Raw genomic sequence first — 19,860 nt, forward strand, 5'->3', positions numbered from 1 at the left:
AAACAATAAGTGTCTCCAATACTGTACTATACTAAAATTCTTAGTAAAAGGCAACCAAAAAAAAGCCAGGTATCCGCCTACTTACTATTTATTTCACGCTGAAAAATATCACAATCGCCGCCTAACCAATTAACACAATCACTGCACCTTTGAACAAAATCATCAGGAGATACATTTAGCAGCGAATATCCATACCCCATAGCGTTAATAATATGCTCAAACTCTTGACACTCAACGGCAATATCTCGCATTTTCTTTTCATCATGGATAGGTTTCATATTACCATCACCCCTATTATTAATGATTTATAATAGTGTGTGCTAATTATCAATATAATATTTTTTTTTAAAAAGCTAAATCTAGGTATAAAGAGGCTACATATGTGGCACAATGATAATGTAAATTTTCTCCTCTCCCATAATTGGCGACCTTATGGTCGCCCCTTTTTATTTTTTCGTTTTGTCAATTGCTAAATATTCCACCAAATTCTTGACCAAACCGCGTAATTAATGCCGGTCGTATATAATTAAAATCTTCAGACGTAGCCATTGTGCTTTCTGCAGCCTGTCTAGCCTCTAAAAAAACACCTATATCATTTATAATGTCCGCGATTTTTAAATCCGGTAAGCCATGTTGTCTAGTTCCAAAAAATTGTCCAGGGCCACGCATCTTTAAATCTTCTTCGGCCAGTACAAAACCATCATTCGTTTTCGTCATAATCCCAAGCCGTTCTTGTGTTTCCGAGTTTTTGTTATCAGAGAGCAAAATACAGTAAGATTGGTGCTCACCCCTGCCAATTCGTCCCCTGAGTTGATGTAGTTGAGCCAAGCCGAAGCGTTCTGCATTCTCAATAACCATAACCGTTGCATTTGGCACGTTGACTCCAACTTCAATCACCGTCGTAGCCACCAAAACTTTGATTTCACCACGATAAAACCCATCCATAACTAGCTCCTTATCTTTACCTTTCATCTTGCCGTGTACTAGGCCACAAGGTATACCATCTAATTCGGTTTGCATTAATTCTTCATATAACTCTACTGCAGACTGGGCATTAATCTTTTCTGATTCTTCAACTAGAGGGCAAACTACATAAGCCTGACGCCCATTCTTAACTTCATTCTTAATAAACTCATAGACTAACCGTCTACGATCTGATCCTCTTACAAATGTTTTTATTTTTTTACGCCCAGGTGGTAATTCTCTAATCGCAGAAACGTCGAGATCTCCATATACGGTTAAAGCCATCGTCCGCGGTATGGGTGTAGCTGTCATCACCAATACGTCTGGCGCATTCCCCTTTCCCTGTAACTGAGCTCGTTGACGAACGCCAAAGCGATGTTGTTCATCTGTAACTACTAGCCCTAGACATTGAAACTCAACTGCTTCTTGAATCAAGGCATGGGTACCTACTACCACATGTGTTAAACCGCACTGAATCTCTTGCAAGGCTTGCTCACGAACACGCCGCGATAGTTTACCTGTAAGTATTCTTACCTTAATTCCTAATGGCACAAATATACTTGATAATGTATGAAAATGTTGCTCTGCTAGTATTTCTGTGGGAACCATCATAGCTCCTTGATAACCATTTTCAACTGTTTTAGCTAACGCCAGAGCAGCAATGACTGTTTTGCCGGAGCCTACATCACCTTGTAGTAAGCGTTGCATGGGTTTCATATCTTCCATATCGAGCTTAATCTCTAACAATACCTTTTTTTGGTCATCAGTAAGGGTAAATGGTAATTGGCCTTTCACTTGTGTAGAAACACTACTGTCAGGTCCATGTTTTATGCCAACAGTGTTACTTCTATTTTTCTTTTTGATATATAGCAGGCCACACTGTAGCAAATATAATTCTTCAAAGACCAGCCTTCTTCTCGCACGCTGAAGCATTTCCATACTTTGAGGAAAATGAATGTTTTCAAAAGCTTCTCTACGGTCTAGCAAAGAAAATTGAGTCAAAATCGTAGAAGGTAATACTTCATGAATATCACAATAACCATGAAGTACCTGTTTAATGATCGTTCTTAAAAAGCGCTGATTAATACTTTCACTCGCGGCATACACTGGTACAATTTTTCCAGTATCAAACTCTTCATCTGTAATGATCTCAATTTCCGGGTTTTGAACTTCCACTTGATATGTTTTTTTTACCTTACCGGTTATGAGAAGTTCTACACCAGGCTTATACATTTTCTTCATATGGGGCTGATTAAACCATACTAACTGAGCTACTCCAGATGAATCATTTACTGCAATTTTGGTGATATGTAAGCCAGGACGAGGTTTACTCTCCATACAGCCGATAACCCCAGCCCTAAAAGTCTCTACTTGTCCATCCGTTACATTTCTTATCATGGTAATTTGGCTACGATCATCGTAACGATGAGGGAAATGTTCAAATAGATGACCAATTGTAAACAATCCTAATTTAGCCAAAGAATTTGCTTTTATCGGACCTACACCCTTAATATATTGAATTGGATCTCTCCAGCAATTCCCCAAAATAACCACCCTCGTAAAATAACCATTTCGATTATTACATTTTCTCTACACTACAAAAGATTTTAGCACCTATATATTAAGAAAATAGGCAAATTTGTTTGCCTATTTTTTCAAGCACAATTCATTTAATTCCTTTAGCAGTGCCTCAACATCAATATCATGCATTTTAGCTCCATTTTCAATTGTCTCAGTTGCTGCTCCCATGCATCCGATACATCCCATACCATGTTTAGCAAAAACCTCACGTACCAAGGGATGAGATCGAAGAAGTTCAATGATTGATGTTTGTCTAGTAATCACGATATATACCTCCCATCTCTTATCTATATTATTATATGTTATTTCAATATTTATGTTAAATCTCCTGCCATATAGGTCAGATAAAGAATTATCCTTAAGTCCTTGCATTTAGTAAGCAATTTGTGCTAAAATACTAATGTTATTGTAATAAGGATATCTTGTCCTTCATCAAAGGAGGTGGAATACATGGCAAATCTTTGTGAAATCTGCAGTAAAAGCCTAACTAGCGGCTCTAATGTCAGCCACTCTCACTTAAAAACTAAACGCACTTGGAAACCCAACATCCAACGGGTTAAAGCGGTTGTTAACGGTGAAACAAAACGAATTAATACTTGCACTCGTTGTTTACGTTCTGGAAAAGTTCAGCGTGCTATCTAATTTTATTTAAAAATCATTATAGATTATAATTAGGGCACAATAAAAAGACTGGGAAATTCCCAGTCTTTTCTTTTTGCTATTCTCCTTTAATTAGGGTTAATACTAGCTCAAGATCGCCTTTGTTAAATTGATATTTTTCACTGCAAAATGGGCAACACACTTCCGCATGTCCATCGGTAACGAGAATATCATTAATTTCCATTTCACCAAGACTAACAAGCACTTTCTGTACGCGTTCATAAGAACAAGGACACTCAAATTGCAGGGGAACTTCTTCATACATACTAACTGGTAAGCCTGCAAAAATTCTATTGATAATACCTGCAGCATCAATGCCCTCACTTACCAATTGAGAAACTGGGGGTAGTGCTGCTATATTCTTCTCTATTTGGCTTAAAACTTCATCATCTGCATCAGGTAAAGCTTGCACCATAAATCCACCTGCCGCTGTTACCGTTAAATCTGGTTGAACTAAAACACCTAAGGCTACCGTTGAAGGTGTTTGCTCTGATACTAATAAATAATTAGTGATATCCTCTGCTATTTCACCACTAACTAAATCTGCATTGCCAGTAAAAGGCTGTTTTAAGCCTGTAAATCTTGTAACAGAAATTTGTCCATTACCAACGCCTGCCCCAACGTCAAGTTTATTACCACGTAAAGGCAAATCAACATGTGGGTTTCTTACATAGCCCCGTACACTTCCACTAGCATGAGCATCCGTGACAATTTCACCAAGCGGCCCATCTCCAGAAATACGAATTGTAATACTTTCATCGGTTTTAAGATTGACAGCTAACAATAATGCTCCAGTCATGGTACGCCCTAGGGCTGCCGCAGCGACTGGATAACAATCATGGCGCTTTCTTGCCTCTTCAACTAATGTAGTAGTTACTGCGGCAAAAGCGCGCACCCCACCAACTGTAGTCGCTCTTATAATATGATCGCCCATGATTCCCCTCCTATAACAATTCCGAGATTACTACTTGCCCTGTAATAACGTCTATTACTTCAACAACACGATCCCTAAGCCTAGCAAACGTAGCAAGTCCATCAGGTCGCTTGGACATAGCAGGCGAACCCGGGTTCAAATAGACAATGCCATTATGTTTTTCTAATGAGGCCACATGGGTGTGTCCAGTAATAAATAGATCTGCTTTAAACTTGCCTGCCATTTCTCTCTTCGTCTCTTCGTTAAAGTTATGCCCGTGATTTGCTACGATACGCAATCCATCAACCATAATATATGCATATGGTGATTGAATAGGCATAGTTAGAACCATGCTATCCACATCCGCATCACAATTGCCACAAGCCGCTATGATTGGGACTGGAGAATTATTTAACAATTCAGCTAGCCGTTTAGGATCATATTCTTTTGGAATATCATTGCGAGGACCATGATATAGTATATCTCCAGCATGAATAATAAAATCACATTCGAAAAAATATTTGTTATATATTTTTTCCCAAGTATTCGCACAACCATGGGTATCACTAATAATCCCAATATTCATTTAATCACCCACTATTTCCTTGGAAATATTTTACTATTTTTAGATTTGTTTTAATAAATTAGCCATTTCGATTGCTGTTACTGCAGATTCAAAACCTTTATTTCCAGCTTTTGTACCAGCGCGTTCAATAGCCTGTTCAATACTTTCCGTAGTAAGTACACCAAAGATAGTAGGAACCCCTGTAGCCATGCCGACGTGAGCGACTCCTTTGGATACTTCCGAGCAAACATAATCATAGTGAGAAGTGCTACCTCGAATGACTGTACCTAAGCAAATTACGGCATCATACTTTTTGCTGACGGCCATTTTTTGAGCTACTAGGGGTATTTCAAAGGCCCCTGGAACCCAAAGTACTTCTATATCTTCTTCCTTTACACCGTGTCTTTTAAGGCCATCCAATGCACCATCTAGCAATTTTGAATTGATAAATTCATTAAACCTTGCAACTACGACACCAATTTTCAGTCCTTCTGCTACTAATTGTCCTTCTATAACTCTTATCATTTTTTATTCCTCCCCATATTGTTTTAGCATATGTCCTAATTTAGACTTTTTAACTGATAAATAACGCTGGTTAAATTTATTAGCTTTCATTTCTACTGGCATTCTTTCAGTAATAGTTAAGCCATATCCCTCTAATCCAGCTCTTTTCCTAGGGTTATTCGTCAATAAGCGAATGCTTGATAGACCTAGATCTACAAGTATCTGAGCACCAATACCATAATCTCTTAAATCTGGCGCAAAGCCTAAAATTTCATTCGCTTCTACGGTATCTTTTCCCTGATCTTGCAATGCATAGGCACGAATTTTATTGGCAAGACCAATGCCACGGCCTTCCTGCCGCATATACACTAATACTCCTGCTTCTTCTTGGCTGATGCGTTTTAAAGCACTTTCCAATTGTTCCCCACAATCACAACGTAATGATCCCAAAGCATCGCCTGTTAAGCATTCAGAATGTATGCGTACCATTACATCCTTTTTGCCAGCTACATCACCTTTTACCAAGGCAATGTGACATTGATTATCTAATTTGCTTTCGTAGGAAATTAAGCGGAAATTGCCATATTTAGTTGGCATTTTTGTTTCTGCACCACGTATAATAAATGTCTCATTTGCTTTACGATATTTTATCAACTCAGCAATAGTAATAATTTTTAAATTATGCTTAGCAACAAACTCCATTAAGTCTGGCACTCTAGCCATTGTACCATCTTCATTCATAATTTCGCAAATTACCCCTGCTGGATAACACCCTGCCATTTTGGGCAAATCAACTGCTGCTTCAGTATGGCCTGCCCGTCTTAAAACACCACCTTCTACATAGCGTAAGGGGAAAATATGACCAGGTCTTCTAAAATGTTCAGGTAATGCATTCGGATCCAACATTGTTTTAATCGTCTCTGCTCTCTCATGGGCTGAAATTCCTGTTGTTACAGTATGTGCATCAACAGACACAGTAAAAGCAGTGCAATGATTGTCTGTATTCTCACATACCATAGCACCAATACCAAGCTCGTCTAATCTAGAGCCAATAACTGGCATACAAATAAGTCCACGTCCATAAGTCGCCATAAAATTAATGGCTTCAGGGGTAACTTTATCAGCAGCCATTAATAAATCGCCTTCATTTTCCCTATCATCGTCATCTACTACCACAATTATCTTGCCATTTTTTACATCTTCAATTGCTTCTAAAATAGTATTAAATTTCATTTTTACCTCCAAGTATTTCGACTTATTTTTATGATGTGAACCCATTTTGCTGTAAAAAATTCATACTGAGAGTACTTGCTTTAGACTGTTTATCAGCAGTCTGTAATCCCAGCAATTTCTCTACATATTTTCCTATTACATCAGCTTCTAGGTTTACAGTGTCACCTGTTTTTTTAAATCCTAAGGTAGTGACAGATGCACTATGAGGAATCAAAGAAACTGTAAACCAATCTTGTCCATACTCAACAATTGTAAGGCTTATACCATCAATGGCAATAGAGCCCTTTTTTACGATATAACGCATCACTTCAGGCCCTGCTTCAATTTTTACGATAACAGCATTATCATTAACATCTTTAGCACGAATCATTCCAATGCCATCAATATGCCCGCTAACTATATGACCACCAAAACGGTCACCAATGCTAAGAGTCCTCTCAAGATTCACAATTGCTCCGTTTTTTAAACTCGCTAACGCAGTACTATCAACTGTTTCCGGCATAACATCAGCAGTAAAACAAGTATTATTATACTCAACTACAGTAAGACATGTTCCATTTACAGCAATACTATCACCTAACTTAACATCACTAATGACCTTACTAGCCTGAATTGTTAAACGTACAGATTTAACACCACGGACAATCGCCTTGACTTTACCTAATTCTTCCACAAGTCCGGTAAACATCTCGTCCCTCCCGGTTGCGCATATAGGCGCTAATTAATATATCTTCCCCAACAGATTCTGTTTCTATATCTTCTAGCAAATTTGCCTTATTAACATCAGCTATTCCTTGACCAGCTATTGGTCCTGGTGCGCTATTACCACCAATAATCTTGGGGGCAATAAACCAATGTACCTTATCAACTAGATTGCCCTCTAACACGGAAGCATTAATACTAGCGCCACCTTCAACTAATAAACTAGTAATTTGTCTTTTCCCTAATTCTTTAAATAATAAAGACAAATTAACACCATCTTGTTTGCTCTCAGCTACCAGAACTTCTACGCCACAAGCACGCAAAGCATTGACTCTTTCCCCTGGCGCCTTATCAGTAACGGCAATGATAGTTTTGGCTAAACCATCTGTTACTACATTAGCCGTCAGAGGTGTTCGTGCCATGCTGTCAACAATCACTCGAGTCGGATTCTTCCCCTGGTACGATAGTCGAGTCGTCAAACTAGGATTATCGGCTAATACAGTACCAATCCCCACCAGAATTGCATCACAAGTATCTCGTAAGGTATGTACGCGATTTCGCGCAGCAGGCCCTGTAATCCACTGGGAGTGTCCTGTGTAAGAAGCAATTTTTCCATCTAAAGACATTGCACTTTTCAAATGGACAAAAGGCAATTTTGTGGAGATCCACTTTATGAAAACCTCATTTAATTTTGCAGCTTCCCTTGACAGCACACCTTCTACAACTTCAATGCCAGCTTTTCGCAACTTATTAATACCTTGTCCAGCTACTAAAGGATTTGGATCTACCATCGCGACAATTACTCTCGTAATACCCGCCAAGATTAATGCATCAGCACATGGTCCTGTCCTACCGTGGTGAGAACAAGGTTCCAGCGTAACATATATAGTTGCCCCCTTCGCCAATTCTCCAGCTTGCTGCAATGCATTAATTTCGGCATGGGGTGTGCCTGCTTGCTTATGCCATCCCTGTCCCACAACTCGTCCTTCCCGTACAATTACAGCCCCAACCATAGGATTTGGACTTGTCCGGCCAGTAGCGTATTGAGCCAAAGATAGCGCCTGCCTCATATACTCTTCATCCATAATTGACCCCTCCAAAAAAATTAGGCTGTTAAAAAAGTTTAATACTTTTTAACAGCCTAATAGAACATTAGAAAAATGCAATAGCTATTAAGCCTTATCAAAGACTTAATAATAACCTTTTTCCATCCAGACTATACTGTCGGCTCCGGAATTCCACCGGATCAGCCATACGGCTCGCGGGCTAATCACCGCCGGTAAGGAGTTAAAAGATTTCTCTTTTTCACCTTGCCCCAAAGGCTCCTTATTCAATTATGTATATGTTACCAGTATTCATGAAAATAATCAAGTGCCTTTAATTTCAAAAATTGCTTTTTTAATATCTTCTGATTGGTATACAGCAGATCCTGCGACCAAAATTGTAGCACCAGCAGCTATTACCTGGCGAGCAGTTACAGCATTAATTCCACCGTCAACTTGGATCTCTACAGCTAAATTCCTTTCGGAAATCATAGATTTTAACCTAGTAATTTTATCAAGCATGCTTGGAATAAATTTTTGGCCACCAAATCCAGGATTTACGGTCATTAATAACACCATATCTACTTCACTAAGCACTTCTTCAATTACCGAAAGTGGCGTAGAGGGGTTAAGAGATACCCCAGCTTTTAGCCCATGCTCTTTGATGGTCTGCAAAACTCTATGTAAATGAGGGGCTGTTTCAACATGAATTGTTAAGAGATCAGCACCTGCTTTTGCAAACGCTTCAACAAAATCTTGCGGATTGCTCACCATAAGATGAACATCGAAAAATAATTTAGATACTTTGCGAATTGCCGCAACAACAGGAGGACCAAATGTAATATTAGGTACAAAATGTCCATCCATTATGTCAATATGAAGCATATCCGCACCTGCTACTTCTACTCGTTTTATTTCTTCAGCTAATTTAGAAAAGTCAGCTGAAAGAATTGATGGTGCTATTTTAATCATAATTTAAAATCCTTTCTTTTTTTCCTGAATTTCTGATAGTATTTCAATATATGAATTATACCGCTGTTCATTAATACGCCCCTCTAATACTGCCTGTTTTATAGCACATTGGGGTTCTTTCATATGCAGACAAGTATTAAATTTGCATTCCTGTACAATTGCTGCTATTTCGGGAAAATAATACATAAGATCATTTTTTTTCACATCATCAAACTCGGTAAAACTAAAACCAGGCGTGTCGACAACAAAGCCACCGGTAGTTAATGGTAACAGCTCTGCAAAGCGAGTCGTGTGCTTACCGCGACCAATTTTTTCACTAACTTCGCCTGTTACTAGTGTAAGCCCCTCTTCAATTGTATTTAAAATCGTGGATTTGCCAGCCCCTGAGGGACCGGCAAATACGCTAATTTTATCAGAAAGGGCATCTCGTAATTCCCTAATACCAATTCCCAATTTAGCAGATAATGTAATAACCGTATAACCAATACTGCGGTACAATGCAAGAAGAGGTTCTAATTCTTGCATATCCGCCAAATCAGTTTTATTAATACAGATGATTATATCTAAGTCCGACATTTCTGCCAGAACTAGAAATCGATCTACTAAAACTGCATTAATATTTGGATTTACTGCAGCAAAGGTAACAATAACTTGATCTATATTTGCAATCATTGGTCTTTTCAACATGCTACGGCGAGGTAATATTTTTTCAATTATCCCTTTATCATTTTCAGTAACATCATATTCAACTTCATCGCCTACTAAAAGTGAAAACCGTTCTTTTTTAAAGCGTCCTCGCAAAGTGCACATAATCACCTTGTCATTTGTTTTCACATAATAAAAACTATTATATGTTTTTAGTATCACCCCATGCTGCACTTGCTATGCCTCCTATATTGTTTGCTCTTGCAACAATACACCATTAATATACACTTGTACTCTAACTTGGCCTACACCATCCACGGTTTTTTCAACCTTATCACCAGGCTTATGGACATTTTCATAAACAACACGTCGGCCATTTGTATCAGTTAAAACAACTTGGACTGCCTGGCGAGTGGCACCTTCAGGTACTGTTATTTGCACAACCGCTTTTTTAGTTGCACTACCGCCGCCTTTTGCTACTATGAAATCTACCGAAGCACCCTCTGTAATTTCCGCTGAAGGACTAGGATTTTGTCCAATAATAGTCCCAATTGGATACTTATCGCTAACTTCTTCAGTTACTTTACCCACTTTTAGTTTTAGACTCTCAATTTGGGTGTTTACCGTATTTATCGGCGTACCACGAAAATCAGGTAAGGCAAATTTACGTGGACCAGCACCTTTACTTATAACAAGATCAACCGTAGAATTCTTATTGACTTGAGCCGGAGGGCGTGGCTGCTGATTAATAATTGTATCCGCTGGAACGTCAGCGTTAAACTGTTCATCAATTCTTCCTACGACTAAACCAGCATTTTTAATTTGCAGTTCTGCATCCCTTCGGCTGAGTCCTCTAAGATCAGGCACTATAGTAATCTCACCACCCTTGCTAATAACAAGATTAACCATACGCTGCTCTTTTACTACTGTATTTGCCTCTGGATATTGAGAAATGACGTTTCCAGCTGGTACTTTATCACTAAATGATTCTGATACTGTGACACGCAAGTTCTGCCCTGTTAAAATACTGCGGGCAACTTCTACTTGTTTGCCAACAACATTTGCAACGGTAACATCATTATTGCTCCAAAACTTACCAAAAGCAAAAAAAGCACCTATCATAAAGCCAAATAATAATAGCAATATTAAGCCCCATACTCGCTTCTTGGATTTATTACTTCTCGTTAAACTATTATTCTCTGGTTCGGCCCCAACCATATTTGCCTTGTTAGAAATGGGTTCCTCTATGCGTGGTAGTATCTGAGTAGGGAAATCCCCTCTTGACAGACGGCGGGTATGGTCATCCCTAAAATAGTTTTGTACTGATTTTAAGTCAGCAATCATCTCGCTAATGTCAAATCGATTCGCTACATCTTTTGCCATTGCCTTAAGAACAATCGCCTCCAACAAAGGTGGAACTTCTGGTTTTAGTTCCCGTATAGGACGTGGTTCTTCTTGTAAATGTTTCAAAGCAATGCTGATTGGCGTTTCGCCATTAAAGGGTACTGTTCCCGTCAGCATTTCATAAAGAACAACACCTAATGAATAAATATCTGACTTCGCCCCAACCACTGTTCCTTTTGCCTGTTCAGGAGAAAAGTAATGTACTGATCCTATTATTGTTGAAGTATGATGCATCGTAGCTGAGCTTACTGCTCTTGCAATACCAAAGTCAGTCACTTTTATACGCCCAGCGCGAGTCATAAGTATGTTATGAGGTTTTATATCACAATGTACTAAATTATTCTGATGCGCGTGTTCTAATGCTTCAGCGATATCTGCGGCAATCCGAACTGCCATTTCTATAGGCAGTGGTTCTCGTAAAATACGTTCTTTAAGAGTTTCACCTGATATATATTCCATAACAATATAGTGTACATCTTCATCTTTTCCGACATCATAGATATTTACAATATTGTGATGAGATAAACGAGCTGCTGCTTGCGCTTCACGCCTAAAACGGGTCACAAATTCTTCGTCATTTGCAAATTGTGAACGTAAAACTTTAACTGCTACAGAGCGATCTAACAGTTTATCATGTGCCCTATAAACATCAGCCATTCCACCGCCACCAATATGCTCCAAAACAGTATATCTCTTATCAAGAGTTCGATTAATCATGTGAACCATCACCCCCTTATTGTAATGCTGCCCTAAACACTTGACGGGCAATTGGCGCTGCAATGCTTCCCCCATAACCAGCATTTTCAACAATTACCGCAATTGCAATTTGCGGATTATCTGCTGGTGCGAAACCAATGAACCAAGCATGTGAATCCCCCTGAGCATTTTCTGCGGTACCAGTTTTACCAGCTACTTTTATACCTGGTAAAGAAGCTGATTTACCTGTACCACTTTCAACAACTTTGACCATCATTTTACTAATATCCTCAGCTAATTGAGGGCTAGTCACAGTAAGCCATTCTTCCTGAGAATATGATTTAATTACAGTACCATCAGGATCCGTTATCTTATCTACAAGATATGGCTTCATAATTACCCCCTTATTAGCAAAACTACTTGCTAGCATAGCCATCCGCAAAGGTGTAACCAATAAACTGCCCTGGCCAATGCCCGTTTGTGCTAAATCTCCGTTGCCCAACGAAGAAAAATTCGGCAAATGAGAAGTAGCTTCTTGCAACTCTTGAGTGACAGGTTGTTTAAAACCAAATCGCTCAAAGGCATTCGCCATTTTGCTGCGTCCTAATTCTAAAGATATGGTACCAAAAAATACGTTAGACGAGACGGCTAATGCTTCAGCCAAGTTAATCTTACCATAGGACTCTAAATGACTTTCTTGCAAAGTATAATCTGGTGGTATCTTTAAAATACCCTCACAATCTATGGTTCTATTTAGGTCTATTACCTTCTCTTTTAATGCTGCCTCGGCAATCATAACTTTAATCGTAGAGCCAGGCGGATATAATCCCTGAGTCACCCGATTTAGTAAAGGACTATTTCCATCCGTGGAAATACTTTTCCACTCCTGGTCAATTTGATTAGGATCAAAACTAGGTTTACTTACCGTGGCTAAGATTGCTCCCGTACGAGGATTTATCGCAATTACAGCTCCACGATGATTTCCTAGTGCTTTGTAAGCAATTTCTTGCAGTTTAACATCCAAGGTTAATACTACATTATTACCTGCCTTATTGGCAAATAAATGGCTGATTGCTCCTAAATGAGCCATTGCGTTATTACTCCCTGTTAGGTACGTATTGTAAGTACTCTCAATACCGCTTTTACCATAGGTTACACTATCATAGCCCACTACTTGGGCAGTAGTAACTTTATAGGGATATTTTCGATTAAATGTTTCTCCTTCTTTTTGACTTAACGCCAACTTCTCACCATTTCTATCTAGGATCATACCATAGGGAATCATGCGAGCAGTTTCATTCGTTCGCCGATTTAGCGGATGAGTTGCTAAAAACTCACTCTGGATTACTTGTATATAGGACAAATAGATTAATAAAATAAGTAATAGACTCATCAACCCATAAGCTACTCTACGTATGTTATTAGCTATCTCATTCATATCATTTCGCATGGTAATCTCTCACTTCCGATATGGAAAATAGCATACCTAGCAAAATAAAATTAGATACTATCGAACTACCACCATAACTGATAAACGGTAATGTAATTCCTGTTAATGGGAAAAATTTAATAACCCCACCAATAATTAAGAATATCTGTAGTGCCATAGAGGCTGCTAATCCACCGGCTACCATCATAGTAAATGGCATACTTGCCAAAAGGGATGCTCGAAATGCACGATAAATCAGAAGAATATATACTATAATTACCGTACCTGCTCCGATTAATCCCATTTCTTCTCCGATAGCAGAAAAGATAAAGTCAGTATGAACTTCAGGAATCATCCCCGGAAAACCATAGGCAAGACCAGTCCCCATAATGCCTCCAGATCCCAAAGCAAATAAAGATTGGACAATTTGATAAGCTCTGCCATTTGGATCGGCCCAGGGATTTAGCCAAATATCCACTCGGGTTTGAATATGTCCGTATAATTTATAACAAATTACTGACCCCAATAAAAACAAAACGAGACCAATCACCACATAGCTTAGTCGCCCACTAACCATATACGCCATAAGAATAGCAATACCAAAATACAATAGTGCTGCCCCCATGTCACGTTGTAAGATAAACATAAGCATTGTAATACCCCATACTGCTAAAAGAGGTGCAGCAAATCTTGGATGTGGTAATACAAATGGCCCATAGTGTCTTGTAGCCTGAGTCAATAACTCACGTCTTTCACTTAAATAAGCAGCCAAAAATAAAACAATAAAGATTTTTGCAAATTCGGAAGGCTGAAATCGAACAGGCCCCAAAACTACCCAGTTTTTATTTCCACCAATATCTACCCCAAAAATAATGGCTGTTAATAATAAACTAACACCAATAAACCCACAAATATATTTAAAATAAGCCACCTGCTCTAGTCGCCTAGAAAGAAATACAGATACTAAAAATGCACTCAATCCAACACCTACCCATAGCACCTGTAAGAGAAAAAGATCTGGTTTTATTCTAAAAACAGTGGTTAGCCCAATTCCCACTAGTAAGGCTGTTAAAGGTAGCAATAGAGGATCACCAGCATGTCCCATTCTACGCAACAGTGCATTTACTATCATAAATCCAGCAAAGATAGAACATATAGCTCCTAACGCAATATAATTAATGACCCCGTGAGCCAAGCTAACAGCTGCTACACCATGTAACATAATGATACCAGCAACCACAAGCAAATTGCGCTCAAGTTGTCCTATGTTACTCATAGTTATGCATCCTCTTCTTTAAGTAAGATAGTCGTAATATTATCGAATCCACCCGCATTTTTAGCTTGCATCACCAGTTGCTCTACTATAGAGCTAGGATCGCAGTCTTTTCTTTGCATTAATTTGCAGATTTCTTCTTCACTAACCATATTCGTTAATCCATCCGTACACATTAATACAACATCGCCTGCTTCTAAGGAAAGGGTGCCTGTATCAACGCTAATTAAACAACTCGTACCAACCGCACGAGTTAATATATTTCGTTTTGGATGATTCTGCGCGTCTTCTCTCGTTATACTACCGCTTTGCACTAATTCCCAAACCAGTGAATGGTCATTTGTTATTTGACGAAACTCTCCATTACGCAATAAATAGATACGGCTATCACCGACATGGCCCCAATGAAGCTTTTTCCCATCGATATATACGGCCGTTACCGTTGTCCCCATACCACTAAAATCTTCTTTAGATAGAGCCATCTGATAAATTGAGGTGTTAGCTTGAATTATTGCTTGTTTGAGTAACAATTCAAGATTATCCTTCCCCACATGTTCTTGAATATAACCATTGACTGTTTTTACTGCAAGTTTGCTTGCAATTTCTCCAGCCACATGCCCTCCCATACCATCAGCCACAATGAACAAATGTGGTGGGCTACAGACATAACTATCCTCATTTGTCTCCCTAACCAAACCAATATCAGAAATTACATGTGCCAGCAATACCCCTCACCCCTTAAAACTAAATGTAACCGATCCAACTTTAATTAGATCACCATTTCTCAACAAAGTTGCCTCGACAATAGGCTGACCATTAAGATATGTTTTATTAGTGCTATGTAAGTCAGTCAGCCAATACCCCTGTTGATTCTTATGAATACTAGCATGTTCATGTGATATAAAAGAATCCTCAATTACGATTCCATTATTCTCGTTACGCCCAAGATATACCGTTCCTTCTAAAAAAAAACTAGTTTGCGCTAGATTAACATGCCCACTATCAACTACTAATAATTTTGCCTCAGTAGAACCATCAAACTTATTCTGAACATTCTTTACTGATACTTTTTTATGCTCGGATAAATTTAAATCAGTATAAATTAATTTTATGACTTTATATAAAAAATAATATAACAATCCAAATAAACTATATTGTAGTATAACGCCAATGCTATTTAAAATGAATACCTTGCTCGGCAATTCAATTCACCTCATATAAAATAACAGTATTACCTATTTTTATATGATCACCATTCGTTAATTCTTTGCAGCTAATTCGATGATCATTTACATAAGTACCATTTAGGCTTTTCGCATCATATATCACATGATTACCATCTTCAAATATCACATAGGCCTGTAACCTTGATGTATTTAAATCGGTGAGTGGCAGTTCATTACTAGCCCTACGTCCAATATTCACCCTGTTGGTTGTCATATCAACCTTTACACCTGCATCAGGTCCTTCTAAAACACGTAATTCCCCATGTAAACAAGCTTGTTTTAATATATTACATTCCACTTTATCAAATATGCGAGTATCGGAAATTTCTTGTTGTTCTATATTCTCACTTACTACCCCTTTTTCATCAGGCAAGGGCTCGCTAAAGCAGCTTACTACACGAAAATTACCCTTGATAACAGACTCATCTTGATAAAACTCAATTATAGGCATACCTATGATCGTATATTTCCTTTGTTTCGCCTGCTCCATTAAGTGAGTAGATAATTCTTGGGAAATAGACTGGCTATAAGAAGATATTCGATTATAATCAATGTCGTTTAAATAAACCATATATAAATTAGGAACATACGTTTTTGAAATACCGACTGTTTTCTCGTCCTCCATACTCCTAACCAATTGCTTACCAATTTCTATTGGCTGTAAACCACTAGAAAATTTACTATTAAAGAATCCTTCGATATACTTCTCAAACATATTTTCCAGGCCTCGAACAAACTTCATGACTATTACCTCACCAATTTAATCTATTTTATTATACTTTATATTACCATCATAGTCAAAATGAGGTACTTTTATCCTCAAAATCTTATCGAAATAATAAATCGAAAAAGCAAGGCATTATCACCTTGCTTTTGGACTATTATTTACTACGTTATTTCTAAGCTGTCCACAAGCAGCCCGTATATCCGTACCCATTTCGCGACGTACTGTAACATTAATTCTTTTGTCAAGAAGATTTTTTTCAAACTGCTGAATTCTTTTATTATCAGGCCTTAATAATCCGCGTTCCATAACAGGATTAACGGGTATTAGATTGACATTAGCCAATCGCCCTTTCATCAGCGCCGCTAACTGCCCCGCATGCTCTATTTTATCGTTAACATCAGAAATTAATACATATTCGTAAGTCACCCGTCTACCTGTTTGCTCAGCATAGTAATCGCCTGCATCCATAACTTCAGATAATGAATAGCGATTATTAATCGGCATTAGTTGGGAACGAATTTCGTTAGTAGGTGCATGCAAAGAAATAGATAAGGTTACTGGCAATCCCTCTCTAGCTAACTGATTCATTTCTGGCACTAAGCCTGAAGTGGATAATGTAATACTGCGATAACTAAGGTGAATACTATATTCTTCGTGACACAATCGGATAAATTTTAGTACGTTGTCATAATTAGCCAACGGTTCTCCAGAGCCCATAATTACAATATTATTGACAGCAGCCTGTTCTTGCTGCAACAAGCTATTAATATACAACACTTGTGCTAAGATTTCGCCACCTGATAAGTTTCTGATAACCCCATTTAATGTAGAAGCACAGAACACGCAACCCATGGCACATCCAACCTGAGTTGAAACACATACACTATTTCCATAAGGCTGACGCATTAATACAGTTTCTACTGCAGAACCATCATGAAAACTTACTAAGTATTTACTTGTCTTACCATCAGACGACTGTTGCACAGCTTGTGTTACCACCGTATGAATGACAAAATTATCCATCAGCAGGGCTCTATGATCTTTAGACAAATTCGTCATATTATCAAAATCATAAACCCCGCACTGGTACATCCATTTTGCAATTTGCAAGGCCCGATACTTTGGTAAACCATAAGGGTGAATGACTTGAGCAATTTCATCTACAAACATACCGAAAATATCAATTTTCATTATTATTCACCTATTTCACCCGTAGTAAGCGAGAAATAAAAAAACCATCTACCTGATCAATATGTGGCCATAACTGAACCATTTCCCCCTTATGCTCTTCTGAGGGAAAGAATTGGCCTGCATGCTGAAGTGTGAAATCCTGATTATCTAACAAGAAACTATCAATAATATCTTGGTTCTCTTCAGGTTCTGTTGTACACGTACTATATACTAAAGTGCCACCTATTTTTACGCATTCAGCAGCGCTCTTTAAGATCGCCTTTTGTAAGACAGGTAAATCTTTAAACATAGATTCCGTTTTTCGCCAGCGTGAATCCGCTTTACGCCTTAATACACCAAGACCAGAGCAAGGTGCATCCACCAGTACTCGATCTGCTTGCCTTAAGTACTGATCGCTTAAGGTTGTCGCATCAAGTACCTGTGTTTCAATAATGCTAATACCTAATCGTTTTGCATTCTCACTAGTTAGTGCTAATTTATGATCATAGATATCAGTTGATAAAACACGCCCCTTATTTTCCATCAACGCGGCTATATGGGTGCTTTTACCTCCAGGCGCACCGCAAGCATCAATAATAAACTCACCTGGTTCGGGAGCGAGGACATGAGCAACTAACATAGAACTCTCATCTTGTATTTGGAATAACCCTTCGTTTAAGGATTTCAAAGTGCTCAATGCTGGATAACTATGACATACAATACCTTCTGGGGTCCAACGAGAGGGTTCAGCACTTACTCCTTCTTTTGCTAAAATATCTAGAAGTTCTTCACGGGTAACTTTTAGCGTATTTGTACGTAAGGAAAGAAGTGGTGTTACGTTATTAATTTGACATAATTCTTCAGTAGCTTTAGGTCCTAGGCGCTTTAACCAACGAGCTACCATCCATTGTGGGTGAAAGTATTTTAAAGATAAAAAGCTAAGAATATCCTTCTCCCGATCTGGATATACCACCTTATCAGTTCCGCGACCCGCATTACGTAGGACAGCATTAACAAATTTAACAGTACCAGCATGTCCATACTTTTTAGTCAGTTCTACGGCCTGATTACAGGCTGCCGATACTGGCACTTTAGACAAAAAGAAGATTTGATACATACCCATACGTAAAATATTCAAAATAATTGGGGCTACTTTATCTAATGATCTGGTGACATAATGACCTATAATCCAATCTAATGTCTTACCAGCTTTAATCGTACCATATACTAATTCTGTAACGAAACGACGATCTTGATCGGATATTTTATGACGATTGATCTCCCTTACCAAAGCTATATTTGCATAAGCTTTATTATTTGTTACATCATTTATAACCTTTAGCGCAATCTCTCTAGCATCCATATATTCACCTTTTACACCTTTATATATTAAGAAATGAAATCTTTTACCGCTTCCTCTACTCGTTTAACATCAATTCGTGTGTTGCAACAAGGCCCATTCGGCCTTTCATTTAACACACCAATAACTGGAAGTGGAAAAACGTCCTGAATACCACTTGTCAAATCTCGTTCACAAGCAATGGCGAGCACTGCATGGGGACGAAGGGTTTTTATAACTTTTCGGGCTAATGTCCCTCCAGTAGAAATTGTTACATGTACCCCATATTTTTCTGAGATGGTTAGCAAATCTCCAACCTGACAAGCTCCACATTTACGACAATTGGCAATATCATGAGTCACTTTATATTGGCATAATTCTTGCTGAATACAATGAGGTGTAAGAATTAATAATTTATCAGGTGAAACTTTAATGTGTTTCTGATGAATTAAATAATTACTCACCTCAATAAAAGAACGTTCTACTCTTTCTTTTTCTACATCAAAAATTTTTCCAATTTGGATGGCCAGAGGAAATAGCAAGTTAATTGCAGACCACGCTGGTCCTTGAAACAAAGATAAGGTAGAAAAACCTAAGATGGCTAAAATAATGCCGCCAACCCCAATCCCAATAGCCAATAAAACCATTCCTAACAAAACTCCAAGAACAACTGGCAGAAAAGTACTAATATTAGCGAGACCAGGAAAACTGACCATCCACAATCCATAGGTAGAAAGAGTGGCTAAAAACAGACTAGCCAATATGAGCGCCAAAAACAATCGTTTCTTGGGACGAGCTATCACCTCAATCACTAC

Annotated in this window: 21 protein-coding genes and 1 riboswitch; of the genes, 1 reads left to right on the plus strand and 20 read right to left on the minus strand. The window is 38.4% G+C overall.

Annotated elements, in window-relative coordinates:
* Nucleotides 1-77 precede the first annotated feature (77 nt).
* The 3 genes from UFO1_RS11855 to UFO1_RS11865 form a co-directional block, all read right to left on the minus strand.
* Nucleotides 78-278, minus strand: coding sequence for a hypothetical protein (locus tag UFO1_RS11855; protein WP_038671003.1), 201 nt, complete (start codon nucleotides 276-278; stop codon nucleotides 78-80).
* Between the two features lie 184 nt (nucleotides 279-462).
* Complete coding sequence (gene recG, locus UFO1_RS11860; RefSeq protein WP_038671005.1) at nucleotides 463-2,508, minus strand: ATP-dependent DNA helicase RecG; 2,046 nt, start codon at nucleotides 2,506-2,508, stop codon at nucleotides 463-465.
* Nucleotides 2,509-2,610: 102 nt separating this feature from the next.
* On the minus strand, nucleotides 2,611-2,808 hold the full coding sequence (locus UFO1_RS11865; RefSeq protein ID WP_038671008.1) for a DUF1858 domain-containing protein: 198 nt from the start codon (nucleotides 2,806-2,808) through the stop codon (nucleotides 2,611-2,613).
* 186 nt (nucleotides 2,809-2,994) lie between these two features.
* On the opposite strand from UFO1_RS11865, the gene rpmB reads away from it, so the two are divergent.
* A complete protein-coding gene (gene rpmB, locus UFO1_RS11870; RefSeq protein ID WP_038671010.1) occupies nucleotides 2,995-3,186 on the plus strand; it encodes a 50S ribosomal protein L28 in 192 nt (63 codons plus the stop codon).
* 76 nt (nucleotides 3,187-3,262) lie between these two features.
* Here the strand turns inward: rpmB and hslO are convergent, their stop codons facing one another.
* From hslO to UFO1_RS11955, 17 genes are all read right to left on the minus strand, one after another.
* Nucleotides 3,263-4,138, minus strand: coding sequence for an Hsp33 family molecular chaperone HslO (hslO, locus tag UFO1_RS11875; protein WP_038671012.1), 876 nt, complete (start codon nucleotides 4,136-4,138; stop codon nucleotides 3,263-3,265).
* 10 nt (nucleotides 4,139-4,148) lie between these two features.
* Complete coding sequence (yfcE, locus tag UFO1_RS11880) at nucleotides 4,149-4,703, minus strand: phosphodiesterase (RefSeq protein WP_038671016.1); 555 nt, start codon at nucleotides 4,701-4,703, stop codon at nucleotides 4,149-4,151.
* 39 nt (nucleotides 4,704-4,742) lie between these two features.
* On the minus strand, nucleotides 4,743-5,207 hold the full coding sequence (gene ribE, locus UFO1_RS11885) for a 6,7-dimethyl-8-ribityllumazine synthase (RefSeq protein WP_084159820.1): 465 nt from the start codon (nucleotides 5,205-5,207) through the stop codon (nucleotides 4,743-4,745).
* A gap of 3 nt (nucleotides 5,208-5,210) precedes the next feature.
* Complete coding sequence (locus UFO1_RS11890) at nucleotides 5,211-6,419, minus strand: bifunctional 3,4-dihydroxy-2-butanone-4-phosphate synthase/GTP cyclohydrolase II (RefSeq protein ID WP_038671018.1); 1,209 nt, start codon at nucleotides 6,417-6,419, stop codon at nucleotides 5,211-5,213.
* A gap of 28 nt (nucleotides 6,420-6,447) precedes the next feature.
* Nucleotides 6,448-7,107, minus strand: coding sequence for a riboflavin synthase (ribE, locus tag UFO1_RS11895; RefSeq protein WP_038671020.1), 660 nt, complete (start codon nucleotides 7,105-7,107; stop codon nucleotides 6,448-6,450).
* On the minus strand, nucleotides 7,076-8,206 hold the full coding sequence (ribD, locus tag UFO1_RS11900) for a bifunctional diaminohydroxyphosphoribosylaminopyrimidine deaminase/5-amino-6-(5-phosphoribosylamino)uracil reductase RibD (RefSeq protein ID WP_038671022.1): 1,131 nt from the start codon (nucleotides 8,204-8,206) through the stop codon (nucleotides 7,076-7,078). Before ribD ends, ribE (UFO1_RS11895) begins: the two co-directional genes overlap by 32 nt.
* 110 nt (nucleotides 8,207-8,316) lie before the next feature.
* Nucleotides 8,317-8,448: riboswitch (FMN riboswitch) on the minus strand.
* Between the two features lie 40 nt (nucleotides 8,449-8,488).
* The gene (rpe, locus tag UFO1_RS11905) at nucleotides 8,489-9,136 is read right to left on the minus strand and encodes a ribulose-phosphate 3-epimerase (protein WP_038671024.1); all 648 of its coding nucleotides are present in this window, start codon (nucleotides 9,134-9,136) and stop codon (nucleotides 8,489-8,491) included.
* A gap of 3 nt (nucleotides 9,137-9,139) precedes the next feature.
* Nucleotides 9,140-10,015, minus strand: a complete 876-nt coding sequence (gene rsgA / locus UFO1_RS11910) for a ribosome small subunit-dependent GTPase A (protein WP_038671026.1) — start codon at nucleotides 10,013-10,015, stop codon at nucleotides 9,140-9,142.
* 12 nt (nucleotides 10,016-10,027) lie between these two features.
* Nucleotides 10,028-11,902 (minus strand): Stk1 family PASTA domain-containing Ser/Thr kinase, encoded by a 1,875-nt coding sequence (gene pknB, locus UFO1_RS11915; RefSeq protein WP_038671028.1) that lies wholly within the window; start codon nucleotides 11,900-11,902, stop codon nucleotides 10,028-10,030.
* 16 nt (nucleotides 11,903-11,918) lie between these two features.
* Complete coding sequence (locus UFO1_RS11920) at nucleotides 11,919-13,331, minus strand: penicillin-binding protein 2 (RefSeq protein ID WP_038671030.1); 1,413 nt, start codon at nucleotides 13,329-13,331, stop codon at nucleotides 11,919-11,921.
* Nucleotides 13,321-14,586, minus strand: coding sequence for an FtsW/RodA/SpoVE family cell cycle protein (locus UFO1_RS11925; protein WP_038671032.1), 1,266 nt, complete (start codon nucleotides 14,584-14,586; stop codon nucleotides 13,321-13,323). The genes UFO1_RS11920 and UFO1_RS11925 overlap by 11 nt, the downstream gene beginning before the upstream one ends.
* A gap of 2 nt (nucleotides 14,587-14,588) precedes the next feature.
* A complete protein-coding gene (locus tag UFO1_RS11930) occupies nucleotides 14,589-15,308 on the minus strand; it encodes a Stp1/IreP family PP2C-type Ser/Thr phosphatase (protein ID WP_038671034.1) in 720 nt (239 codons plus the stop codon).
* A gap of 6 nt (nucleotides 15,309-15,314) precedes the next feature.
* Nucleotides 15,315-15,785 (minus strand): FHA domain-containing protein, encoded by a 471-nt coding sequence (locus tag UFO1_RS11935; protein ID WP_038671036.1) that lies wholly within the window; start codon nucleotides 15,783-15,785, stop codon nucleotides 15,315-15,317.
* Nucleotide 15,786: 1 nt separating this feature from the next.
* Nucleotides 15,787-16,551, minus strand: coding sequence for a DUF3662 and FHA domain-containing protein (locus tag UFO1_RS11940; RefSeq protein ID WP_038671038.1), 765 nt, complete (start codon nucleotides 16,549-16,551; stop codon nucleotides 15,787-15,789).
* A gap of 120 nt (nucleotides 16,552-16,671) precedes the next feature.
* Nucleotides 16,672-17,727 (minus strand): 23S rRNA (adenine(2503)-C(2))-methyltransferase RlmN, encoded by a 1,056-nt coding sequence (gene rlmN / locus UFO1_RS11945; protein ID WP_038671040.1) that lies wholly within the window; start codon nucleotides 17,725-17,727, stop codon nucleotides 16,672-16,674.
* 10 nt (nucleotides 17,728-17,737) lie between these two features.
* Complete coding sequence (gene rsmB / locus UFO1_RS11950) at nucleotides 17,738-19,069, minus strand: 16S rRNA (cytosine(967)-C(5))-methyltransferase RsmB (RefSeq protein ID WP_038671042.1); 1,332 nt, start codon at nucleotides 19,067-19,069, stop codon at nucleotides 17,738-17,740.
* Between the two features lie 26 nt (nucleotides 19,070-19,095).
* The gene (locus UFO1_RS11955) at nucleotides 19,096-19,857 is read right to left on the minus strand and encodes a DUF116 domain-containing protein (protein WP_038671044.1); all 762 of its coding nucleotides are present in this window, start codon (nucleotides 19,855-19,857) and stop codon (nucleotides 19,096-19,098) included.
* Nucleotides 19,858-19,860: the final 3 nt, after the last annotated feature.

This window comes from Pelosinus sp. UFO1, from assembly GCF_000725345.1.
Classification (GTDB): domain Bacteria; phylum Bacillota; class Negativicutes; order DSM-13327; family DSM-13327; genus Pelosinus.